13 protein-coding genes and 1 pseudogene are annotated in these 22,909 nt (G+C 67.1%); 6 read left to right on the top strand and 8 right to left on the bottom strand.

Going from position 1 to position 22,909, the window contains the following annotated elements; translation table 11 throughout:
* Positions 1-191 precede the first annotated feature (191 nt).
* Positions 192-407, top strand: a complete 216-nt coding sequence (locus tag XARJCFBP2528_RS13205) for a hypothetical protein (RefSeq protein WP_016904393.1) — start codon at positions 192-194, stop codon at positions 405-407.
* Between the two features lie 62 nt (positions 408-469).
* Here XARJCFBP2528_RS13205 and XARJCFBP2528_RS13200 read toward each other — a convergent pair whose 3' ends face one another.
* The gene (locus XARJCFBP2528_RS13200; RefSeq protein WP_016904394.1) at positions 470-799 is read right to left on the bottom strand and encodes a RebB family R body protein; all 330 of its coding nucleotides are present in this window, start codon (positions 797-799) and stop codon (positions 470-472) included.
* 408 nt (positions 800-1,207) lie between these two features.
* Here XARJCFBP2528_RS13200 and XARJCFBP2528_RS13190 point away from each other — a divergent pair, with 408 nt between their 5' ends.
* Both XARJCFBP2528_RS13190 and XARJCFBP2528_RS13185 read left to right on the top strand, forming a co-directional pair.
* Positions 1,208-2,317, top strand: coding sequence for a sialidase family protein (locus XARJCFBP2528_RS13190; RefSeq protein WP_039512295.1), 1,110 nt, complete (start codon positions 1,208-1,210; stop codon positions 2,315-2,317).
* 394 nt (positions 2,318-2,711) lie between these two features.
* Positions 2,712-4,304: a leucine-rich repeat domain-containing protein gene (locus tag XARJCFBP2528_RS13185; protein WP_026064905.1), complete on the top strand. Its 1,593-nt coding sequence runs from the start codon at positions 2,712-2,714 to the stop codon at positions 4,302-4,304.
* Between the two features lie 101 nt (positions 4,305-4,405).
* On the opposite strand, the gene XARJCFBP2528_RS13180 is transcribed toward XARJCFBP2528_RS13185, so the two are convergent.
* On the bottom strand, positions 4,406-5,137 hold the full coding sequence (locus XARJCFBP2528_RS13180) for a copper homeostasis protein CutC (RefSeq protein ID WP_016904876.1): 732 nt from the start codon (positions 5,135-5,137) through the stop codon (positions 4,406-4,408).
* Positions 5,134-6,198 carry a glycosylasparaginase gene (locus XARJCFBP2528_RS13175; RefSeq protein ID WP_016904875.1) on the bottom strand — a complete coding sequence of 355 codons (1,065 nt, stop codon included), beginning with the start codon at positions 6,196-6,198 and terminating at the stop codon, positions 5,134-5,136. The genes XARJCFBP2528_RS13180 and XARJCFBP2528_RS13175 overlap by 4 nt, the downstream gene beginning before the upstream one ends.
* Positions 6,199-6,788: 590 nt before the next feature.
* Here XARJCFBP2528_RS13175 and XARJCFBP2528_RS13170 point away from each other — a divergent pair.
* The 3 genes and pseudogenes from XARJCFBP2528_RS13170 to XARJCFBP2528_RS13160 all read left to right on the top strand — a co-directional run bounded on the left by XARJCFBP2528_RS13170 (position 6,789) and on the right by XARJCFBP2528_RS13160 (position 10,871).
* A pseudogene (locus XARJCFBP2528_RS13170) lies at positions 6,789-8,605 on the top strand (vWA domain-containing protein).
* 29 nt (positions 8,606-8,634) lie between these two features.
* Positions 8,635-9,207, top strand: coding sequence for a sigma-70 family RNA polymerase sigma factor (locus tag XARJCFBP2528_RS13165; protein ID WP_039816293.1), 573 nt, complete (start codon positions 8,635-8,637; stop codon positions 9,205-9,207).
* Between the two features lie 86 nt (positions 9,208-9,293).
* Positions 9,294-10,871, top strand: coding sequence for a hypothetical protein (locus XARJCFBP2528_RS13160; RefSeq protein WP_155410726.1), 1,578 nt, complete (start codon positions 9,294-9,296; stop codon positions 10,869-10,871).
* A 45-nt stretch (positions 10,872-10,916) separates the two neighbouring features.
* Here XARJCFBP2528_RS13160 and XARJCFBP2528_RS13155 read toward each other — a convergent pair whose 3' ends face one another.
* From XARJCFBP2528_RS13155 to XARJCFBP2528_RS13135, 5 genes are all read right to left on the bottom strand, one after another.
* Positions 10,917-11,489, bottom strand: coding sequence for a GNAT family N-acetyltransferase (locus XARJCFBP2528_RS13155; RefSeq protein ID WP_016904881.1), 573 nt, complete (start codon positions 11,487-11,489; stop codon positions 10,917-10,919).
* Between the two features lie 235 nt (positions 11,490-11,724).
* Positions 11,725-12,201, bottom strand: a complete 477-nt coding sequence (locus XARJCFBP2528_RS13150; protein WP_016904880.1) for a chemotaxis protein CheW — start codon at positions 12,199-12,201, stop codon at positions 11,725-11,727.
* A 35-nt stretch (positions 12,202-12,236) separates the two neighbouring features.
* A complete protein-coding gene (locus XARJCFBP2528_RS13145) occupies positions 12,237-13,418 on the bottom strand; it encodes a chemotaxis protein CheB (RefSeq protein ID WP_016904879.1) in 1,182 nt (393 codons plus the stop codon).
* A 7-nt stretch (positions 13,419-13,425) separates the two neighbouring features.
* Complete coding sequence (locus XARJCFBP2528_RS13140; protein ID WP_047124776.1) at positions 13,426-20,742, bottom strand: Hpt domain-containing protein; 7,317 nt, start codon at positions 20,740-20,742, stop codon at positions 13,426-13,428.
* A gap of 113 nt (positions 20,743-20,855) precedes the next feature.
* A complete protein-coding gene (locus tag XARJCFBP2528_RS13135; protein WP_016904289.1) occupies positions 20,856-22,892 on the bottom strand; it encodes a methyl-accepting chemotaxis protein in 2,037 nt (678 codons plus the stop codon).
* Positions 22,893-22,909 lie beyond the last annotated feature (17 nt).

Below are 22,909 nucleotides of genomic sequence, written 5' to 3'. Positions count from 1 at the left end.
AAGGCGATATTTTGCCCGCCCTTCAGACCGCGCCCTGCGCGCCGTTATCTGGAAGTCCGGTACACCTGGACCGCCCGCTGCCGTCGAGGTATCGGGCGGACCATATTCCAGGCAAGATCACCGGCTGACACCGTTACGGGGCGCTTTGGTTGCCACGTAGACGGCCTGATTGCAGGTTCCAGGAGCGTTTCATGTCCTCGTCCACCGTTACGCAAGACCCTGTCTCCGCGGTTCCGGAGCAGACCCAGCACGCCTTCGCCGAACACGTCCACAGCAAGCCCGCGCCCAGCCAGCCGATCGGCAGCACCGAAGCGGCGCACCTGATGACCTTCCTGTGCCAGACCCACTCGGCCAAGCAGCCGCAGATCCTGCTGCCGCCGCAGGCGCGCGACGACGACGCGGCCTGAGTGCACCGACGCACTCGTGTCAGCAACATTGGCGACAGCGCTGCCGCTGTCGCCAGCCGCCATTATTTGCCGGTGTTGAACGCATTGAGCACGGTGAGCAGACTGGTCAGATTGTCGGCGACACCCGCTTGCGCGATCTTCTCGACATCCGCCGCCGAGGCGGTCGTATCAAGGCTGTAGATCTGCATCACGCCCTGGTTGGTGGCGGCCTGCGACAGCGTGTTTTGCTGCTGTTGCGCCGATACCGCGTTCTGAAACAGGATGCCGCTCGAATGCGCCATGCTCTGGTAGATCGTGCTCATCGCCATTGCAGGCGCCTCGCCAATGACCTTGACGTTGGACTGCGTGACAGCATCGGTGATCTGGTCGTTGACTGATGTTGGAAAAGCCATACCTGTGCTCCTGAGTGGACGGATCCACGGCGCTGCGCGTTGTTGCACGCCAATCAATCGGCACTGAAAGCCGGTCGCAGCTGTTTACCGCGTCGCAGTGCGCCGACCAAGCGCCAGACACACCGCACACCGTGTCATCTCGATAACGGCCTGCTCGCGTACGACTGTATCCTCGCAACGCCGCTTCGCGATGGACGTCGCAGGCGCAGCAAAGTTCTGCATCATGGCGGCGGGCAGGGTCAACGCGGTCAGGCCGAGTGCGGCCAGCCAGCGCAATGGGGAGAGCGGGTGTCATGACATCCCAGGCGGCCGTGGTCGGTGACCACGGCCGCCTGGGATGACCGGAGCACATGGTATTTAATAGATAATAAATAGGTATCTTTAAAATCCGCACAGGACTTCACCACGATGCTCCCGTCACGCCTGCTGAGCTGCCTTGTTGCGAGCCTTGCCGCTTGCGCAGTTCATGCCGAATCGCCCATGCCGACGCCCTCGCCCATCGTGCTCAGCGAGTTCATTGCCGACCCGGCACCGACGCCACAGGCGCATGCCTCCACGCTGCTGGAAACCCGCGACGGCACGCTGCTGGCGGCCTGGTTCGGCGGCGCGCACGAGGGAGCGGCCGATGTCGGTATCTGGCTCGCACAACGCGGCGCGCAGCACTGGCAGCCGCCGCGACGCATCGCCGACGGCGCGCATGCCGGCGCGGAGGGCGCCGCGCTCCCGGCCTGGAATCCGGTGCTGTTCCAGTCCGGCACCGGCCCGGTGCAGCTGTACTACAAGCTCGGCCCGAATCCGCGCGATTGGTGGGGCCTGCGCACCACCTCCGATGACGACGGTGCGCACTGGTCGCCGCCGCAGCGCCTGCCCGACGGCATTCTCGGCCCGATCAAGAACAAGCCGGTGCAATTGCCGAACGGACGCATCCTCGCACCCAGCAGCAGCGAAGACCGCGGCTGGCGCGCGCATCTGGAATGGAGCGACGACGACGGCGCGCATTGGCAGCGCGGCATGCCGCTCAACGATGCGAAGGCGATCGGTGCGATTCAGCCCAGTCTGCTGCTGCATCCGGATGGCCGTCTGCAGGCGTTGGGCCGCAGCCAGCAAAACAAGCTTTTCAGCACGTTCTCGCTCGATGGCGGCCTGCATTGGCAGACCGTGCACTTGCTGGACGTGGAAAACCCGAACTCGGGCACCGACGCGGTGATGCTGCGCGACGGTCGTGCGTTACTGGTCTACAACCCCGCCATTGCCGGCAAGGACTGGTGGGAAGGCCGCGGTACGCTGGCTGTTGCCGTCTCCAACGATGGCGTGCACTGGCAACGCGTGCTGACACTGGAAGACAGCGCCCATGATGAATTTTCCTATCCGGCCGTGATCCAGACCCGCAATGGGTTGGTGCATGTCAGCTACACATGGAAGCGCCGACGGATCAAACATGTGGTGCTCGATCCCACGCGATTCGGCGCATGCAGCCCCTGCCAGGCACCCGCGCCCGCAACGCTGTCTGAGCGCTGAACAACGGCATGCGGCCACGCCGCCGATGCTTCGTCACGATGACGACGGCTTCGCCCCTCGGGATTCGCCAGTCGCGTTGCATGCCGATCATCGTCATTGAGTAACAGCCAAGACGAGGAATGCGATGCGACGCGTCGATCAACCGCGCCCGCCGGGCACGCCTGTAGGACTAGGGGAGCAGATTGCGCCCAATGCGGATGCGCCCGCGCGCAGTGTCCCACCCGCACACCCCGCGACCGAGCGCCCTAGCGGCATGCTCGGCGGCCTGACCAGATATGTGCCTGGTGACGGGTCCGGGCGACCGTCGGCAACGCCTGCCGCTGCCGAGACCTCTCGCCGGCCAACCACATCCGCTCCCCCGCTTCCCTACGGCGGATCCGGCAGCGCCGCGCGGATGAACGAGGCGGCTGGACATCCTTCGCGGACCCCGCAATTGCCACAGCTCAGCGAGATAGAACGCGCTCGCTTCCACTTTGCCACCACCGATTCGCAACACTTGCGGCCGGTGCGCCCCCTTACGCCACCGACCGTGGGCGCTTCATCATTACGGCGCTCCCCAGCGATTCGCCCTTACCGCGACGTGCTGTCGCAATGGCAACGACACTACAGCGCAGATCGCAATCACTGGCACAGCGCATGGCGCCAGGCCAACAGCAACAACCCGCAGATCGAGACACGCACATACCGGGCGCTGAAGGCGACCGCCGACCTGCTGGAGGAAGCAACCGGACTGGGACAGCTCACGCTGGAGCTGCGCTCAGTTCCGCTGCCGCAATTTCCCGACCAGGCATTCCGTCTTTCTCATCTGCAGCACATGACGATCGACGCGGCAGGGTTGATGGAGTTCCCGGACGCCGTGCAATTCGCGGACCTGGAAACACTGACGCTCGCGCGCAATCCGATTCGCTCGCTACCTGCATCCATCGCAAGCCTCAGCCGATTACGCAAGCTCTCCATCCACGCCTGCCCGGAATTGACGGAACTTCCCGAACACCTGGTGAGCACCGATGCATCCGGCGAGCACCAGGGCTTGGTCAACCTGCAGAGCCTACGGCTGGAACGGACCGGGATCAGATCGCTTCCGGCTTCGATCGCCAATCTGCAAAATCTGAAAAGGCTACAGGTACGCAACTCGCCGCTGTCCACCCTTGGCCCGGCCATCCATCGACTGCCAAAGTTGGAGGAGCTTGATTTGCAGGGCTGCACCGCGCTGCGCAACTATCCGCCGATTTTCGGCGGCAGTGCGCCATTGAAGCGGCTGATTCTGAAAGACTGCAGCAACCTGCTCACGCTGCCACTGGACATTCACCGCCTGACGCAGCTGGAAAAACTCGATCTGCGAGGTTGCGTCAACCTCTCCAGACTGCCCTCGTTGATCGCCCAATTACCTGCCAACTGCATCATCCTGGTGCCGCCGCATCTCCAAGCGCAGCTCGAACGGCTTCGCACGGTTGCGCTCGAACGCATCGAAGACACCGCACAGACCATGCTGAGCACGGTCATCGATGAAGAAAGAAATCCATTTCTGGAAGGTGCCCCTTCTTATATTCCAGAAAATCGCCCGCCCGACACTCCCACCACCTTTGGCGAGATTCCGGCATTGCAGAAAATGGTGCAAGAAAGCAGGGATCGCCACTTCCTGCAACGGGTGCACGACATGGCAGGCCCATCCCCCACAGTCGAAGACCTGAGCGAGGAAGGCCTCAGCCGCCACTACACGAACGTCAGCAACTGGAAGGCGCAGCAGAGCGCGCACCTGGGCATCGTGGATCATCTCGGGCAGTTCGTTTATCACGAAGGAAGCCAGCTCGACGCAGCGACGCTGGCCAAGGCAGTGCAGATGTGGAAGACCCGCGAGCTGATCGTCAACGCACACCCGCAAGACCGCGCGCGCTTTCCCGCTTTCACGCTCCACATTCCCGAGCAGGTCAGTGACGACTCCGATGACGAACAGCAGACAGGCCCGGAACCCTCAGGCCATCAGTAGATGGCGAACGCGACAGGCACAGCAGCCCATCGGGCATCGCCCTCAGCGTGCTTGCGCAACGCAGGCAACGCCTACCTGGCGAGTGAGACGTTGCGCGCGTTTCACGCTTCCTGCAACGCGTCCACCATCCGTTGCACCCGCGCGGTATCGGTCCGCTGGTAGTCGCTGCCCAGATCGCGGATATACGGGTGCGGCGACGGCACCTGGGCGGCGATCACGCCACGCGCCGACGCATGGAACTCGTGGGCGCCGGTGCGCTGCCGTAGGGTGCGGATGTTGTGCTCGGAAAGCCCGGCACCGGGCATGATGCCGATGCGCCCGGCTGCCTGCCGCACCAACGCGGCGATGGTGTCGATTCCCTCCAGCGCACTCGCACGTGAACCCGAGGTCAGCACGCGCTCGCAACCCAGCGTGATTGCATCTTCCAGCGCGCGTGATGGATCGGCACTGACATCGATCGCACGATGAAAGGTCACGCCCAGCGAACCGGCTGCGGCGATCAACACCCGCATCGTGCCCATGTCGACCTGCCCGTGCGGATCCAGCGCGCCCAGTACCACGCCATCGCAGCCCAGCCGCACGCATTGCTCCACATCGCGCCGCATCGCCTCGACCTCTGCCGCGTCGAAGACGAAGTCGCCCACGCGCGGACGGATCAATACGTATAGCGGAATCTGCAATCGCTCACGCACCACTGCCAGCGTGCCGAATGATGGCGTCAGCCCGCCGCCGTCCAGCCCCCCGCAGAGCTCGACCCGCATCGCACCGCCTTCCTGTGCCGCCAATGCCGACCCCACCGAATCGGCGGCCACTTCCAGCCCCAACGCACTCATGCTGCAGGCTCGGTGGTATAGTGGCTTTCGCCGGGCACCAGCAGATCCTGCCGCTGCGCATCGCAGACCGCGTAACTGAAACCCTTCTGGATCGCGAACGCCCCCACCTCGCCGCGCTTGTTCATCGCCAGAAATCCTACCTGCAAGGTGCGGGTGAGTTCGGGCTTGCGCCGGATCAGCCGCATCACCACCTCGCGGCAGGCATCGGCCGGCGACTTGCCCTGGCGCATCATTTCCACCACCGCAAAACTGCCGACATTGCGTATCACCTCTTCGCCGACGCCGGTCGAGGTCGCACCGCCCACCTCGTTGTCCACGTACAACCCCGCGCCGATGATCGGGCTGTCGCCGACCCGGCCGTGCATCTTCCACGCCATGCCGCTGGTGGTGCACGCGCCGGACAGGTTGCCGTGCGCATCCAGCGCCAGCATGCCGATGGTGTCGTGATTGTCCTTGCCACCCGGCAATTTGGCATCGCGCCAGGCACGGTTTTCGACATTGGCTTCCGGCGAATATTTCGAGGTCTTCAACCACTCCTTCCACGCCGCTTCCGAGCTGGGCGTGAGCAGCCTGGTCTGCGGGAATCCCTGCTCCAGCGCGAACTGCCGCGCACCATCGCCAACCAGCATCACATGCGGGGTTTTTTCCATCACCGCGCGCGCCACCGAAATCGCATGCACCACATCTTCCAGCGCCGCCACCGAGCCGCAATTGCCCAGGTGATCCATGATGCAGGCGTCCAGCGTCACCCGGCCGTCGCGGTCCGGATAGCCGCCCAGCCCTACGGTGGGATTGCTCGGGTCCGCTTCGGGCACGCGCACGCCGGCTTCCACCGCGTCCAGTGCGATACCGCCGCTGCCAAGGATTTTCCAGGCCGCCTGATTGGCGGCAATGCCGAAATCCCAGGTGGAAATCACCCGCGCCGCGCCGCGCGGCAGCGCGGTAACGCGTCCGGCCGTGCCGGCACCGGCGGCGGCCTGCGCACGTGCGCCCCACCCGGCCAGGCCGGAAGCGATTGCACCAAGCGTGGCGCTCTTGAGGAAGTGACGACGTTGGATCATCCGGGCGAACTCCATGCAGGAAGAAGACAGGCAACCGCAGTGCGCGGCCACAGCCTTCCATCATGCGGCAGCACCGCGCGCGGATAAACCGCCCTGCGCCGCCCAGCAGTGCGGATTCGCGCATAACGCGCAGCACTGACTGTAAAGCCCCTCTCCCGTGGAGGCGAGAAGGCACGGCTTGCGCGCCACTGGCGCGCGTGCCTTGGAGCGCCCGCGCTGCTGGCGCGGGCCGGGGCGGGCCGGGGCGCGGAGCGGGGGTTGGGGTGAGGGTACGGGCGACCGACACCGCCCCGCACCGCCGTACCCTCATCCGGCGCTACGCGCCACCTTCTCCCGGTGGGAGAAGGGAAGCATCGAGCCCCTCTCCAACGGGAGAGGGGTTGGGGTGAGGGTACGAGGCAAGTGATGCCCATCGCCAAGCCCTCCCCAAGCGGGCACTGCACAGCAGCACTCAGCAGCGATCGAAAAAATCTTCAACCCAGTTAACCCCGTTTGCCGCACTGGCCCGTTTACTCAACAGAGGCGCAGTGCACGGCGACCTCGGGCTGTCCGTTGTTCACCCATCCCTCTTCGCCACGCAAAGGATTCCCATGCCCCGTCACAGCCTTCTTGCGCTCGCCTTGCTGCTGAGCGCCTGCTCGCATGAGCCGACCGAGCCGAACAGCGATAGCTCACGCGCCACCGTGCTACCTGCAACCGCGCAGCCATCGCCACCCACTGCTTCGACACCCGCGCAGATCGAGGGCAGTCTCGCAGCGCCTGCCCCCGCCCACCCCATGCAGCCGCCGTCTGTGCCGAGTCCACCACCGGCACCATCGCCATCCGCGATACCAATGCCGATGCCGATGCCGGCAGCGCCCATCGCACTTGAGGCCTCCGCTGCACAGCGGGCGCCAAGCGCCAAGTGGGTCGCACCACGCCCAATGCTCGACAACCGCATGCCGATGCCGCCGCTCCTGCCGGCACCGGCCGAAGACCGCGAGACCTATCAAACGCTGCGCGACAACCCGATCGTGCAGACCGCGGCGAATCCGGTGTCCACCTTCAGCATCGACGTGGACACCGGCAGCTACAGCAATGTGCGGCGCTTCCTGAGCGCAGGCACGCTACCGCCGGTGGATGCCGTGCGTGTGGAAGAGCTGATCAACTACTTCCGCTACGACGACCCAGCGCCCACCAACGGCCAACCGTTCGCCGTGCGCACCGAACTGGCGCCCACGCCCTGGAACAACGACAGCCTGCTGTTGCGCGTCGGCATTGCCGGCCGCGACATCGCCACCGCCGATCTGCCGCCGGCCAACCTGGTGTTTCTGGTCGATGTCTCCGGCTCGATGGACTCGCCAGACAAACTGCCGCTGCTGCAATCCTCGCTCAAGCTGCTGGTGCGTCAGTTCGGGCGAAAGATCGCATCACCCTGGTGAGCTATGCCGGCAACACCGCAGTCGTGCTGCCGCCCACGCCCGGCGACCAGCAGGGCCGCATCATCGAAGCCATCGACAGCCTGCAATCGGGCGGATCCACCGCCGGCGCCAGCGGCATCGAACTGGCCTACCGGGCTGCCCAGCAAGCCTATCTGCGCGGCGGCATCAACCGCATCCTGCTCGCCACCGATGGCGACTTCAATGTCGGTGTCACCGACTTCGATCAGCTCAAGGGCATGGTCGCCGAAAAGCGGCGCTCCGGCGTGGCGCTGTCCACGCTCGGCTTCGGCACCGGCAACTACAACGACACGCTGATGGAACAGCTGGCCGATGCCGGCGACGGTGCCTACGCCTATATCGACTCGGCGCTGGAAGCACGCAAGGTACTGACCCATGAGCTCGGCGCCACGCTGGCCACGATCGCGCGCGACGTCAAGATCCAGGTCGAATTCAATCCGGACACCGTCAAGGAATACCGCCTGATCGGCTATGAAAACCGCGCACTGCAACGCGAGGACTTCAACAACGACCAGGTCGATGCAGGCGAGATCGGCGCCGGCCACACCGTCACCGCGCTGTATGAAATCACCCCGACCGACGGGCATGCATCGGTGGATCCGTTGCGCTATGCCAACACCGCCACACCTCGAAAAGTGCGTGCAATCGACAGCGAACTGGCGCACGTCAAACTGCGCTACAAACTGCCCGATGCACAACGCAGCCAGTTGCTCGACACGGTGGTCCGCAGCAATCAGCGCCGGGCCTTGAACGCCACCAGCGATGCCTTCCGCTTTTCCGCCGCAGTGGCCGGATTCGGTCAGCGCCTGCGTGGCGGCAGTCAGCTGCACGGCTGGGATTATCCGCAGGTGCGTGCCCTGGCCGCGGCCAGCCTGGGCAGCGACCGCTTCGGCTACCGCGCCGATTTCCTGCAGATGGTGCAGCAGGCCGACGCACTGAGTAGCCGGCCAATCGCAACCACCGACTGATGCGCGCGGCACCTGCCTATACTGCGCGCATGCAACCTGCCGACCTTGCGCATCTTCCCGACGAGGAGCTCATGCTCCTCGTCGCCAATGGCTTTGTCGAACAGCCGGCCACCGAGTTGTTCACGCGTCACAACCGCGCCCTGTTCAACTTCCTGGCCTGGTTGTGCGAAGGCAACCTGAGCGAAGCCGAAGATCTCGCGCAGAAGACCTGGGTCAAGCTGATGACCCGCTGCAGCGACTACCGCCCCGGGCAGGCCGCCTTCACCAGTTTTCTGTTCCAGATCGCGCGCAACGGCTGGATCGACGCCCGTCGCAGCGCCTATCACAGCACCTCGGTGGCGCTGGACGATGCGCATCTGCAGCTACCCGATGACGACCTGTCCACCGAGCAGCTGGCCATGCTCGGCCAGCAACACCATCGCGTGCGCGCCGCGGTGATGGCATTGCCCGACGCACAACGCGAAGTGGTGGTGCTGCGCTTTTTTGCCGAGCTCGGCGTCGACGAAATTGCCCAGGTGATCGGCGAAGGTTTCGAGACCGTCAAGAGCCGGCTGCGCTATGCATTCGCAAAGTTGCGCCTGAGCCTGGACGCGACGCGATGAGCCAGTCCTTCGAACGGTTTGTCGCCGGCAGCGATGGCCTTGCCGCACTGCTGCGTGCACTGCCGGCGCATACGCCGCCGGCGTCGATGCAGGCGTGGTTCGCACAGGCCGCACGCAACGCCGATGCCGAACGCGCGGCAGTGCATCCACCGCAGGACACCTTGCAGTTCGAAGCACCCGCCACGATGGCGGCGATGTTTGCGGCGGCCGCCGCGCAGGCGGAGCAGGCGCAGGCCGCACGGCGTGCTGCCGTGCAGGCGCGTCTTGCACAGGGCCAGCCTGTCGATCAGGCCGGGACGACGAACCTGAGCGAGTCCGCGCGTGCGTGGATCGCCGCGCAACCGCCACACGCCGATACGGCAGAGCTGCGTCCGACGGCGGACGTGGCCGCAGCAGCAGCTGCGTCGCTGGCCACGGCGGCACCGGCATCTGCCCAGGAAGCCGCAGCTGCATCTGGAGTCGCATCGCGCGCGCTTCTTGCGCCCGACCTTGCGTCCACATCCGCATCCACCTCCCATGCATCGCAGGCGCAGGCAGCAGCTGCCGCCACAGCAAGCTCAAACCCTGCCCCTGCCGGCAACGCAGCCGCCCGCCGGCGCAGCAGCCGTCGCCCGCGCTGGATGCCGACGCTGGCCTTCGCTGCATCGATCACCCTGGTGGTTGGCCTCGGATTGCAGTGGCAGGCCAGTCAGCCCACCGCGGAGGCGCCGGCAGCGGCTGTAGTCGGGACGGCAGTCGTCGAACCGTCGACAGTTCACCCAGCCGGGCGCGCGCCTGAGCAGGTCGATCCCGGCGCAGAGCATGTGTTGGTTTTGCCTGCGATGCCGGCACCAGCGGATGCCGAAGTCCCCGACACCGCAGCGCGCCCGAGCACGGCAGCGCCCTCCCCGCCGCCAGCGCCGTCAGCCCTGCCATCGCCCCCCTTGGCCCCGGAACCAGTCAGTGCACCGGCGCCTGTGGCGCCTGCCCCATCATTCGACTCCGCACTCGCCGCCGAACCCGCGCCAGGCACTGACCTGCAATCTGCCGACGCGCAGCCACCTGCGGCGCCTGCACCAGCTCCAGCCCCGATCGCCGCACTCCCCGAGGATGCGTCGGTAAGTGGCTCGCTCGCAGCCAGTGCCCGGCGCAGCGCGCCTGCGGCACTTGCTCCCATCCCGCCCTCGCCCGCACCGGCATCGCTGCCGGCCCCGATGCCGGCGACCGAGCAGGCGCAGATCGTCATCAGCGCAACAGACGGCACGCTGCAGTCACGCACGCCTGTTGCAGGCCAGCCCGCACCGCTGCGCGTGCTCCATGCGCCCTTGCCGCAGACGGACGCCACCCGCGCAACACCGCCCGCCAGCCAACCAGCCGTCGGCACCACGGCAACCGAGATCAGGATGTCTCGAGCGAAATCTGCCCCGGTGCGCCGCATCGCGCCGATAACGCGCGCCATGTCGCCCGCCGACTGGCTTGCGCGCCACGCCGCCGCTGACGATCACGCGCCGGCTCGGATCCGCATCCTGGCCGCCACACCCGATGCACCCGAGGTGCAGGACTGGGCCGCCCGACTGCGCGCGCGCCTCCGGCAACGCGGCTGGTCAACACAGGTGGAGGTCTTGCAGGATGCGGGGCTCGAAGCCGACCAACTGCGTGTCGAGCCGCTGACTGTCACGCCCTAGGTCACCGCACCGCGCGCATCGCTGCACTCGCCTGCGCAACCGGGCTCACGCACCCGCCGCCGGATCGTCGTCGCGCAACCTGCTGGTCAACACATGGTCGCGCCAGACGCCGTTCAATTGCAGATAACGGCGCGCATAGCCTTCGATCTGGAAGCCCAGCCGCTGCAGCACACGCGCACTGCGCAGGTTGTCGGGGACGTATTGCGCCATCACCCGATGCAGGCCAAGCGGGCCGAACGCAAACCCGATGCCCTGCGTGGCCGCCCACTGGATCAAACCGCGTCCCTGCTGCTGCGCATCCAGGCCATACCCGAGATGACAGCCCTGGAAAGCACCGCGCTGGATCTGGGTGAAGCCGACCGTGCCGATCACCTGCGCATCGCGCAGCAACACCAGTTGCAACTCGCGCTCGCCCGGCACCGCGGTGCGGTAGGCGATGCTCAGCCGGCGCCAGCCCTCGGTGGTGTAGAACGCCGGTGGCCGCAGCGGCATCGCAGCGGCCAGATGCGCGCGATTACGGCTGTGGTAATCGGCCATCGCGGCCGGATCGACGATGGCCAGGTCGCACAGCAGCACACCGTCGGCGTGCTCGACGGACGCGAAGACGGGAAGACTCATGCCAGCCGCGGGCGCGTCTTGCGCGCCTCATGCGTGTTGTGTGGACCAGGCTGACACATACGGATCACGCCCCCGCAAACGGTTGCCCAACGGCAGCAAGACATCTCAGGCATCTGCGGTGTCGGCATGCACTGCACTTAGCGAGGCGGCGCTCGTCAGGGCAGCGCAGCCCCTACCCGATCCTCATCCCGGCACTGCCCGCAACCGGGCAGCGTCGTCGCCCGGCAATGGCGCTTTAGGCGGCAACCGCCGCAAGCGCCTGCGCAACCTGCGCCTCGATCGCATCCAGATTCGGCAGCAGCGCACTCTGCTCGCCCAGCAGCACGCGCATGTGCACGCCGTCGGGCAGCGCATCTTCGGAGGCGTCGGCCAGCAGGCCGTCGCGCGGCACCGAGATCAGCTGCGGGAACGAGGCGGTGAGCAAGGCGAAATACGGCAGCGCCGGATTGCCGCCCAGCGCCTTGAGCACGATCACCTTGTTGTTGACCGCCGTGGGTTCGTCGCCCATGCCGCTCAAGCGCGCGAACGACAGCAGCGGCACCTTCCAGCCGTGCCAGTCGATGCGCCCGACCACCCAGCGCGGCATCTCGGCCATCGGCTCGACCGCCACCCGCGACATCACCTCGGCCACCGTGGCGTTCGGCAGCAGCACGCGCTCCTGGCCGGCCTGGATCAGGACGCCGCGGATTTCGTCATTGTTGGCGTAGCTCATCGCACCTGTTCCGTTCTTGAGAGAAAGCGCCCGGCTTACGCCGGCCAGCGCTGCGCCAACGCCTGCGCCAGCTGCGCAGGGTCGCCGGTCAGAATACCCTGGCGTGCCAGACGCGCCGCCGCGGCCGGGTCGTAGCAGCCGTCCGCGGATTGACCGGCCAGCCAGCCGCCCTGCTCGGCCAGCGCCAGCGCGGCCTCGACCAGCGCCTCGTTGGCGCCGCTGAGCATCAGCACCGCGCTGTCGGTCGGCGGCAACGCGGCCACCAGCCCGGCCGGATCGGCCTGCGCGACAAACGCCAGCGCGCCGGCATGTTGCTGCACGCCGATGTCGTCGGACAGCACGTAGACCTTGCCCGCCGCAATCACCTGGCCGGCTTCGCCCAGTTCGACCGGCAATGCCGACACGCGTCCCATCTGCCGCACCAGGTTGCCGTACTGCCCGCCATCCAGGGTCATGCGCACCAGCACGGCGCGCGGAAACGCCGGCGGCAGCGCGGACAGCAGGCGACGGATCGCATCCGGCCCGCCGATACCGGCCAGTACCAGCACCGCACCGGTGGTGTCACCGGCCTGATCCAGCTCCACCAGCGACAGCCCGCCGGTCGACAACGCGTCCATGTTCAATTCGGCACGCGGACGCACCACCACCGCGACCTCGTCGACCAGGCCCCAGGTACTGGAATCGCCCAGCGTCAGGCCCGGCGTGTCGGCAGCGACCTCGGACGTGTCCACGCCCCGTGCGAACAAGGCATCGCCGGGCACGCTGTCGAATGCGTGCGCGGCTGCCTGCAGATGCTGGTCCAGTTGCAAGTCCGAATGCTGCCGCGGTGCCAGTTCCAGGCCCGGTTCGGGATGCAGCGACGGCTCGCTCTCGGTGCCTGGCGGCAATACGTCGGCATGGCCATGCAGTTTGGCGGCCAGATGGCGCACCCAGCGCTGCGCTTCCCAGCCCTCGCGGCGCACGGTCAACTCGGCTTCGTCGAAGATCACCGTGACGCCGGGCATGTTGAAGGCCGGCTCCAGCGCTTCGAGCGCGTCTTCGATCGACGGCTCCAGCGCGACCAGCACCGCCACCGGCTCGGCATCGCGCAGCATCTGCACGTCCACTGCGGAAGGCTCGTCTTCCAGCACCACGTGGGCACCGGCCAGGCCGAGCGCTTCACGCAGGCGCTCGCGCGCCTGCCCGGGCCGGCCTAGCAGGGCGACCGGAGTTCCCATTGCGCCATTATTCTCGGACACGGGCGATCCCCAGCAGGTCATACACGTTTCGCATCAGATCCAACTCTTGGTAAGGCTTGCCCAGGTAACGCTGCACGCCGATCTCGAAGGCGCGCTGGCGATGCTTCTCGCCGCTGCGCGAGGTGATCATCACGATCGGCACCGCCTTGAAGCGCGGGTCGGCACGCATCGCGGTCGCCAGCTCGTAGCCGTCCATGCGCGGCATTTCGATGTCCAGCAGCATCAGGTCGGGCACGCGCTCCTGCAGCAGTTCCAATGCCTCGACACCATCGCGTGCGGTAGTGACATCCAGGTTGTGGCGTTCCAGCACGCGGCTGGTGACCTTGCGCATGGTCAGCGAATCGTCCACCACCATCACCAACGGCACCTGGCGCTGCGATTCGGCCGGGGTTTCCGGCGCCGGACGCGCCGGCTGGCTGAGATAGCGGCGCACCAGCGGGGCCACGTCCAGGATCACCACCACGCGGCCATCGCCGGTGATGGTGGCGCCGTAGATGCCCGGCACCGAAGCGATCTGCAGGCCCACCGGCTTGACCACGATTTCGCGGTTGCCCAGCACCTGATCGATCGCCACCGCCGCGCGCAGGTCGCCCGCACGCACCAGCAGCAACGGCACCTGCGCCTGACCATCGGCACGCGCGGCGGCCTGGCCGACCAGCGAGCCGAGATCGTGCAGCACGTACTCTTCGCCGGCGTAGTGGTAACCGCCCTCGCCCGACTCGTAGCGGCTGCGCGAGATGCGGCCGATACCGCTGACCGACGCCACCGGCACCGCAAAGGTGGTATCGCCGATGCGCACGAACACCGCCTGGGTGACCGCCAGCGTCTGTGGCAGGCGCAGGGTGAAGGTGACGCCCTGGCCGCGTACCGAGTGGATGTCCACCGAGCCGCCCAGCTGACGCACTTCATTGCGGACCACGTCCATGCCCACGCCACGGCCGGCCAGCTGGCTGACCTGCTCGGAGGTACTGAAACCGGAGGCGAAGATCAGCCCATCCAGTTCGGCCTCGCTGAGCTCCTGGCCGGGTTCGATCAGGCCGCGCTGCTCGCCGCGGCGACGGATCGCCTCGCGGTCCAGCCCGGCGCCGTCGTCGGCCACTTCCAGCACGATTTCCGAGCCTTCACGGCGCAGACGGATCGCGATGCTGCCCTCTTCCGGCTTGCCCGCGTCGCGCCGTTGCTCCGGCGCTTCCAGACCATGTGCCACCGAGTTGCGCAGCATGTGTTCCAGCGGCGCGACCATGCGATCGAGCACGTTGCGATCGAGCTCGCCCTGGGTACCTTCCAGCAGCAGATGCACCTGCTTGCCGGTATCGGAGGCGGCCTGGCGGACCACACGGCGCAGACGCGGCACCAAACCGTCGAACGGCACCATGCGCGCACGCATCAGGCCGTCCTGCAGCTCGGAGCTGACGCGCGACTGCTGTTGCAGCAGGCCGTCGTATTGACGCGAGAGATCTTCCAGCACGCCCTGCAGACCGCCCAAGTCGGCGGCCGATTCGTTCAGCGCGCGGCTGAGCTGCTGCAGGGTGGAGAAGCGGTCCAGTTCCAGCGGATCGAAGGTGCGATCGCCCTGATCCTGCTCGCGCTGATAACGCGCCACGATCTGCGCTTCGGTTTCCAGATCCAGACGACGCAGCTGGTCGCGCAGACGGGCGTTGGTGCGATCCAGTTCGCCCATGGCGCCGCGGAAGGCACCCATCTGCTGTTCCAGGCGCGAGCGGTAGATCGCCACTTCGCCGGCGTGATTGACCAGGCGGTCGAGCAGGTCGGCACGCACGCGCACCTGTTCCTGCTGCGCGCGCGGCAGCAGTTCTTCTTCGACCTGGCCGTCGACCGGGATGGGCGCCGACAGCGGTGCCGGTTCCACCGACGCCTTGGCGATCGCACGCACATCGGCGTCGCTGGGCTCTGCGGCATTGCGGCCACGGGTACGGGTTTCGAAGGCTTCCACCAGGTCGGTCGGCATCGCCACGGCGCGGTGCATGCCGGTGCGGGTCAACAGCTGATGCAGGCGATCGAAGCCGCGCTCGAACAGGCGCACGTCATCGCGGTCGATGTCGGTCCGGTTGGCCGCCACCGCTTCAAGCAGCGATTCGATCGCATGGCCGAGGTCGCCGATGGCGTTGATGCCGGCCATGCGCGCGCCGCCCTTGAGCGTGTGCAGGTCGCGCTGCAGTCCGTTGAGGACCTCGCGGTCTTCCGGCACTTCGCGCATGCGGGCGATCAGACCATCGCAATGGTCGAGCAGGTCGCGGCCTTCCTCGACGAAGATGTCGACCAGTTCGCCATCGAGCTGGTCGAAGTTGAGCGGGCCGGTATCGAAGGCTGCGCCCACATCGCTGGCGGCGCTATCGCCCGCTGCGGCGTCTTCCACCGGCGCGCTGAAGGCTACCGCTGCGGCGTCTTCGTGTTCGCTTGCGGAGTCGGTAGATTCGACTTGCTCTGTGTGTCCGACTTGTTCGGCGTGATCGGGATACTCGACTTGTTCGGCGTGTTCGACTTGCTCGGGATGCTCGACAGCATCCGTTGCGTTGGCAGCCTCGAGCGTCGCGTCTGCGTCTGCGTCTGCATGTGCGTCTGGATGCTGCGCGTTGACCTCGGCATCGGCATGGGAATCCGCCTCGGTGTCGGCAACGACGTCCGAATGCAGCTCCGGCGCAATTTCCGACTGCGCATCGCCGGTCTCTTCGACCCGATCGGCCACCTGCGCCATCTCGAAGGCCTGCACCGACTCGATGGTGTGTTCGGCTAGCGCTTCCGCAGCCTGTTGTACGTCCGCAGCGTGGTCTGCGTCTGCGGCGTATTCCGCCTCTGCAGTCTGTTCTGCCTCTGTAGCCTGCTCTGCTTCGGCCTGTTCTGCTTCGGCCTGCTCTGCTTCTGGAGTCTGCTCTGCTTCTGCAGCGCGCTCGGCTTCCGCAACGTGCTCGACTTCGTCGGCATGCGCGTGCGCGCCCAGATGTTCCTGCTCGCCCGACTCGACATGCGCTTCCGCTCGCGCAGCCTCGTCCGCATGCGCAGGTTCCTGCAGGTGCACCTGCTCGCCCGGCAGAGCATGTTCTTCGGAAGACGGATGCTGGCCGAACTGCGCGGTGTCTTGCACCTGCAACTGGTCGCCAAGCTGCGCGTCGGCATCCTGCGGCAGCCCGGCATCGCCGTGCTGCGCTGCCTCGTCGGCGGGCGGCTGCGCGTGCGCACCGATAGCCTCGTCGTGCGGGGTGGACACGTGGTCGTCCTGCCCGGTCGACTCGCCATCCAGCGCCGCGCTGTCCGGCGTCAAGTCTTCGCTGGTCGCCGCATGCGTGTGGTCGGCCAGCGGGGCCTGCGCATGCACTGCTTCCAATGCCTCGATGGTCTCGACAGGCGCTTCGTCCGTGGACGCAGCGTCATCGCTCAATGCCGCGTCGGCATCCTGCGCGCTTGCGTCACCCTCGAGTTGCTCGTGCTCGGCAGCGTGCTCGGCAGCGTGCTCGGCAGCGTGCTCGCCCGGCGACTGCTGCTCGGCGTCAGCACGCTCGGCAGCAATCTCCCCGGCTTCGGGTGCGGCGAGCGTCTGCGCATCGCCCAATGCGGCTTCCGCGTCGGACAACTCGTCCACTGCCACATGCTCGCCAGCTTCCGGCATGTCGCCTGCTTGCGCATGTGCTGCCGCATCGACACGGCCGGCCTGCTGCAATCCGGTCGCATCCCAGGCATCGGCGTCGACCACCGGCTCATCGGCCGGCGTATCGTGCGCATCGACGCCAGGCGACTCGGCCTCGGCTTCGTGCTGGTGCTGGACAGCATCGCCATGCGACGCCTCGGCGACCTGCTTCGTGCCGGCATCGGATGCGACCGCATCCCCGGCCGGTGCCTGCGCGGTCTCGACCGATTCGACACCCGGCTCCTGCTCCAGCGCAGCAACGTCAGCCGTCTGCGTCTGTTCGTGCGGTGCCGGTGCGTCCAGCGCAAGCGACGAAGTGTCTTCGGCCTCGGCCTCGGCCAGCTCGTCCACCGCGTTCGCTGCGTCGGCATCGGCGTGCGCATCGGCATCCGCTGCGTCATCGGCGGCATGCACGGGCGCGCTGTGATCGCTCGTATCCGACGGCAGCGCGCTGGCGTCCAGATACTGCGACAGATCCTGCGCGCCGGTCAGCTCGACCGCCGACTCGCTGCTGACCACCATCTCGCCCGGCGCATCCAGATCTTCCAGCTCGTCCAGGAACGCCTGCGGTGGCCACTGCGCTTCCGGTAGCGTCTCCACCAGCGCGCGCAGGCGTTCGCTCAACGGCGCAAACGACGGAATCAACGGCGCATCGGCGCGCAAGGCGGTCACGGTGGTGGCGATTGCCGACGCCGTTGCGGCAATGGCGTCGATGCCCTCCTGCGAGGGGAGCAGCGACGCGGCAAGCAGACGCTTGACGTAGCTTTCGGCCGGCGTGGTCACCAGCGTGATTTCCGGCACGTCGGTCATCGCAAACGCGCCACTCATGGTGTGCACTGCGCGCAGCAATTCTTCGCTCGCCAACTGCGGCTCGGCCTGGTTGGCCTGCAGCCATGCGTTGACGGTTTCCAGGTGGGTGGCGACTTCGGCTTCCAGGATCTCGCGCAGCACGCTGTCCACCGACGCCGGTGTGCCACCGGTCGCCGCGAACATGCCTGCCGCTGCCGGAATGAAGGCGACATCCGCAGCCACCGGCGTCGCCGGCGCGGCCACGTAATAGGCTTCTTCGCCCGCGGCCACACGCTCGGCAACTGCCTGGATGTCCGGCAGATCGGCGCTGATGCGGCCCTGGTCGCGCAATGCGGCGTTGAACTGCGGCAGCACCTCGTAGGCCAGTTCGACCATCGCCACAACCGCCGGGCTGGCCGGCCGCGAATTGTCGAGCACGCGGTTGAGCATGCTCTCGATCTTCCAGCTGAACTCGCCGAGCACCTGCGCGCCAACCAGACGACCGCTGCCCTTCAAGGTGTGGAAGACGCGGCGGATCGGGCGCAGGTTGTCCTGGCTGTGTGGCGCGGCACGCCAGACCGGCAGCAGCTGGCCCAGATTGACCAGCTCTTCGTCGAATTCTTCCAGGAATACGTCGCGGATATCGTCGTCGATATCGCTGTCGCCAAAGCCGCCGAAGATGCCGGCATCGGCACTGGCCTGGGCCGGCTCGCTCACTGCCGGCTCGGGCGCTGCCTTCGCAGTCTGACTGTCGGCATCGGTGGTCTGTTGTACCTGCGGACGCTGCACATCGAACTGCGCGGCGGCCACGTCGAGCTGGGCCAAAAACGCCGTCGATGCGGCGTCCAGTTCGAACTCACTGACCACCGCCTGCTGCACGCGCGGTGCGCTCTGCTCGGCGGCGTCGTCAGCCGGGGCTGGCTGCGGTTCGGGCGCGGATTCGACGAACGGGTCGTCCAGCTCTTGCGGCGCCACGGGCGGCAGCGGCGGCGGCGAGAACGCATCCTCGATGCTGGTCTGCGCACGACCGGTCTGGGCCTGCGCGATGAAGTCCAGCGGTGCCTCGGTCTGGTCGGCATCGCCGGGCAGCTCGATCTGCTCGATCTGCAGCGGCGCCGGTTCGGCAACTGCCGGCGTGGCGCTGTCGTCCTGCTCCAGCGCACTCAGATCCACGGTGTAGCTGACCTGCGCGGCATCGGCCGACACGCTGCCGTCCTGCTCGGCCGACACCGGGTCGAACACGGAGGTGGCGATCGGTGCCGCGTGCTCGGTGGTTTCCAGCTGCCAGTCGCCGGGCGCCTGCGCGCCATCGTCGGACAGGTCCAGCGGCGCAACCGTAAACGGCACGTGCGCCTGGCCAGAGACGGTTTCCTCGGCGGCGACCGGGTCGAACGAGAACACCGTATCGGTGGCGGCAGCGCCGGTGTCGTGCACCACGCTGGCGGCAAACGGCGCCTCGAGCACGGTTTCGTTGGCCCATTCCAGCGACGGCGTCGGCGCAGCGTCATTGGCCGCCAGCGCCGGGGCAGCGGCCTGCTGAGCGAGCGATGCGGCGAGCGGCTCGGCCACGCTGCCCGGCTGGTCGGCACCGACCGGCAGGTCGGAGGGCTGGCCCGAGGGCAGCGGCCAATAGCGCAGTGTTTCCAGGCTGTTGCGGGTGATGTCCAGGATTTCCTCGCGGCCGGGACGGCGCTCGCGCAGGGCTTCCAGGTAGTACTCCAGGCTGGCCATCGCATCGGCCAGCGTGTCCAGCTGGCGCCCGCTGGGCACGCGCTGCTTGCCGATCAGTTCCAGATCGACATAGCGGCGCACGCCTTCCAGGTAATCGGCGGCCTGCGGCAGCTCGAGGATGCGCAGCGCACCGCCGACTTCGCCGAGCAGATGCGGCACGTCGGTCAGGCGGGCGTGGTCCCAGTTGGTCTCGATGAAGGCGACGAAATGCTCGCGCGCCGCACCGAAATTGGCGATCGCTTCCTGTGCCAGCACGTCCACCGTGCGCCGCACTTCCGAGGAGGTAGCGCTGTTGCTGGCTTCATTGCCGTCGCCGACATCGGCACCCAGGCTGGCGACCTGGTCATCCAGCGAGGCATCGACATACAGCAGCGCGCCGGCGATATCCAGCAGCACGCCTTCGTCCATCTGCACCTGGCCGTCGACCACGCGTGCCAGCGCATCACGCTGCTGCACGACCACACTGCGCGCCACGCCCAGGCCCATCATGCCCAGGGTGTCGGCAACGCTGCCGAGATCCTTGACCTGGGTCTGCAGGTCGGCGATCTCGCCACCGGTACGCAGGTGCAGGTCCAGCGCGTCCTTGACGCGCAGCAATTCTTCCTTGACCGCATTGCCGACGGTGTCGAGCAACTCGCGATTGCGCCCGCTCAGACTGCCACGGGCGTGATCCAGTTCGGCCTCGGTGGCGACGCCGGCCTGCGGATCGAACGCGAACAGCACGCTTTCGCTCAGACCCGGCTGACCACGCGTGGCACGGATTTCGTTGAGCAGCGGCAGCAGCACGATCGGAATGTCACGGTGACCGTTCTGCAGGCGCTCCAGGTAGTCGGGCAGCAGCACGGTGCCGCGCATCAGCATGGCGCAGGCTTCGTCGCGGTCGGCCACCTCGCCGACCTGCACCGCCTGGGCCAGCAGCTCGAGTTCTTCGGCCACCATCGCCGGGGCGTACAGCTCCACCATGCGCAAGGTGCCCTGCACCTGGTGCAGATAGCCGGCGCAGAAGCGCATCCGACTGGTGTCGGACGGTTCTTCGGCAAAGTACTCGATCTCGTTGCGCGCCTGGCGCAACGTCTCGTCCAGCTCCGGCTTGACCCAGCCCAGCGCGGCGTGACTCATCGCATCGCGAAGCGCACTCATTGCAGCCCCCTGCCTACGGCCGGGGTACCGCCGAGGCGGCCACCGGTCTGTTCCTGCATCGACGTAACGCTACTACGCGCCATCTGCTGATCCTTTCCCGTTCCGCGTCGTGCTCACGCCGGCAGCTTGAAGTCGGCGACCGAACGGCGCAGATCGGCAGCGAGCTGAGCCAGGTTGCCGATCGACTCGGCCGTCTGCTCCGCACCCTGCGATGTCTGGCTGGTGATCTGACGGATCACGCCCATGGTCTGTGTGATATCCGTCGCTGCGGCCGACTGCTGGTGCGCGGCGATGGAGATGTTCTTGATCAGGTTGTTCAAGGCGTTGGACACGCGCTCGATTTCGGTCAGCGCGGTCCCGGCGTCTTCGGCCAGGCGTGCACCGGACACCACTTCAGAGGTGGTCTGCTCCATCGAGCTGACCGCCTCGTTGGTATCGGCCTGAATGGTCTGCACCAGGCCTTCGATCCGCCGCGTCGCGCCGGAGGTACGTTCGGCCAGGCGCTGCACTTCGTCGGCCACCACCGCGAAACCGCGACCGGCCTCGCCCGCCGAGGCGGCCTGCACCGCGGCGTTGAGCGCCAGGATGTTGGTCTGCTCGGAAATGTCGTTGATCAGTTCCACGATCGAGCCAATCTCCTGCGAGGATTCGCCCAGGCGCTTGATGCGCTTGGAGGTTTCCTGGATCTGGTCGCGGATCTGGTCCATGCCCTGGATGGTCTCGCGCACCACGCCGGCACCTTCGGCGGCGATCACCACCGAGCGCTGCGCCACTTCGGCCGACTCGGTGGAGTTGCGCGACACCTGTTCGATGCTGGCAGCGATTTCGCTGATGCGCTCGGAGGCGGTGGTGATCTGGTTGGCCTGCTGGCCGGCGGCATCGGCCAGCTGCATCGCGGTGGCCTGGGTTTCCTGGGTCGACACGGCGACCTTGGCCGAGGTGTCGTTGATCGTGGTCACCAGGTGGCGCAGCTCGTCCACGGCGTAGTTGATGGCGTCTGCAATCGCGCCGGTCATGTCCTCGGTCACCGAGGCCTTGACGGTCAGGTCGCCCTCACCGAGCGAGCTGATTTCGTCCAGCAGCCGCATGATCGCCTGCTGGTTGCGGCTGTTGAATTCCACCTGCGCCTGGTAACGCACGTCCTGCTCGCGCGAGCGTACCCGCACCGAGCTCCAGACAAAGCCAATGATCGCCAGCAGCGCCAGCAGGCCGGACACCACACCCAGCCAGAAGTTCGGAAACAGGCGCGTGTCGCGCACCGAGCCGAACGCCGAGAACGCATCGAACAGCTTCTTGCTGTCGTCCAGCATCTTGTTCGAGCCGGCGGTCAGCGCCGCGGCCGAGGACTGCGCGGCGAACAGGTTGCGCGAGCTGGCCAGGATGGCGTCGACGTCCTTCTTCATCGTCGCCCACTGCGCCTGCGACTGCTCCAGCGCCGACAACGCGGCCGGGTTGCGCACCGCGGCGATGCCCAGTTCGTCGTTGCCTGCGCGCAGGCCTTCGAGCATCTGCGTGAACACCACCGAGTCGCGCGCCAGCGCATCGCCGGAGGCGGCGGCATTGGCGCCACCGGCGCGCATTTCGGTCACCCGGCGCGCCATGGTGCCGGCGACCACGACCTGCTGCAGCGTGTTGTAGATCTGCGAGGCGGGCGCGCCGCTGACCGTCATCGCACGCACCACTTCGTTCAACTGCGCCTGCAGCTGCGGCACGCTGCCGGAGAAGCGTTCGGCGTTGCCTGACAGACCGAGCACCGCCGGTTCGCTGGCGATGACCTGATCGGCGTTCTTGCTCAGCGGCACCCAGGTCGCCTTGAGCTGGGCCATCGAGCTGGCGACCGAGCCTTCCTGGCCGTAGCGGCCATCCAGTTCGCTGACCGTGCTGTCGATGCGGGCCTTGGTCTCCTTGAACGCGGCGAACGCCTTGGGGTCGCCGGAGACCGCTTCGCGGCCCTGGTTGGCCAGCTGCTGCGACAGCACCTGCAGATCGGCCGCGCCGGTGCCGGCACCGGCCAGGCGACTGCCCTGCCAGGTGGCGACGCCGGTATTGGCGCCGAACACGATCATCGACAACACCAGCAAACCAAGCCAGAAGCTGGTGCTGACGCTGCCGAGCTTGTTGGTCTTGCGGGCGTCCGGGGCGGTACTCATGGTTCGACCTCGATCTG

The sequence above is a fragment of the Xanthomonas arboricola pv. juglandis genome, assembly GCF_001013475.1.
Taxonomy (GTDB): domain Bacteria; phylum Pseudomonadota; class Gammaproteobacteria; order Xanthomonadales; family Xanthomonadaceae; genus Xanthomonas; species Xanthomonas arboricola.
This window is presented reverse-complemented; position numbering and strand designations above follow the sequence as displayed.

Excerpts from the sequence above, each read along its gene's own strand:
- XARJCFBP2528_RS13165 (WP_039816293.1), top strand. The coding sequence starts at position 8,635 with ATGCAACCTGCCGACCTTGCGCATCTTCCCGACGAGGAGCTCATGCTC.
- XARJCFBP2528_RS13150 (WP_016904880.1), bottom strand. The coding sequence starts at position 12,201 with ATGAGCTACGCCAACAATGACGAAATCCGCGGCGTCCTGATCCAGGCC.
- XARJCFBP2528_RS13160 (WP_155410726.1), top strand. The coding sequence starts at position 9,294 with ATGCAGGCGTGGTTCGCACAGGCCGCACGCAACGCCGATGCCGAACGC.
- XARJCFBP2528_RS13140 (WP_047124776.1), bottom strand. The coding sequence starts at position 20,742 with ATGAGTGCGCTTCGCGATGCGATGAGTCACGCCGCGCTGGGCTGGGTC.
- XARJCFBP2528_RS13175 (WP_016904875.1), bottom strand. The coding sequence starts at position 6,198 with ATGATCCAACGTCGTCACTTCCTCAAGAGCGCCACGCTTGGTGCAATC.
- XARJCFBP2528_RS13180 (WP_016904876.1), bottom strand. The coding sequence starts at position 5,137 with ATGAGTGCGTTGGGGCTGGAAGTGGCCGCCGATTCGGTGGGGTCGGCA.
- XARJCFBP2528_RS13205 (WP_016904393.1), top strand. The coding sequence starts at position 192 with ATGTCCTCGTCCACCGTTACGCAAGACCCTGTCTCCGCGGTTCCGGAG.
- XARJCFBP2528_RS13145 (WP_016904879.1), bottom strand. The coding sequence starts at position 13,418 with ATGGGAACTCCGGTCGCCCTGCTAGGCCGGCCCGGGCAGGCGCGCGAG.
- XARJCFBP2528_RS13190 (WP_039512295.1), top strand. The coding sequence starts at position 1,208 with ATGCTCCCGTCACGCCTGCTGAGCTGCCTTGTTGCGAGCCTTGCCGCT.
- XARJCFBP2528_RS13155 (WP_016904881.1), bottom strand. The coding sequence starts at position 11,489 with ATGAGTCTTCCCGTCTTCGCGTCCGTCGAGCACGCCGACGGTGTGCTG.
- XARJCFBP2528_RS13200 (WP_016904394.1), bottom strand. The coding sequence starts at position 799 with ATGGCTTTTCCAACATCAGTCAACGACCAGATCACCGATGCTGTCACG.
- XARJCFBP2528_RS13135 (WP_016904289.1), bottom strand. The coding sequence starts at position 22,892 with ATGAGTACCGCCCCGGACGCCCGCAAGACCAACAAGCTCGGCAGCGTC.
- XARJCFBP2528_RS13185 (WP_026064905.1), top strand. The coding sequence starts at position 2,712 with ATGAACGAGGCGGCTGGACATCCTTCGCGGACCCCGCAATTGCCACAG.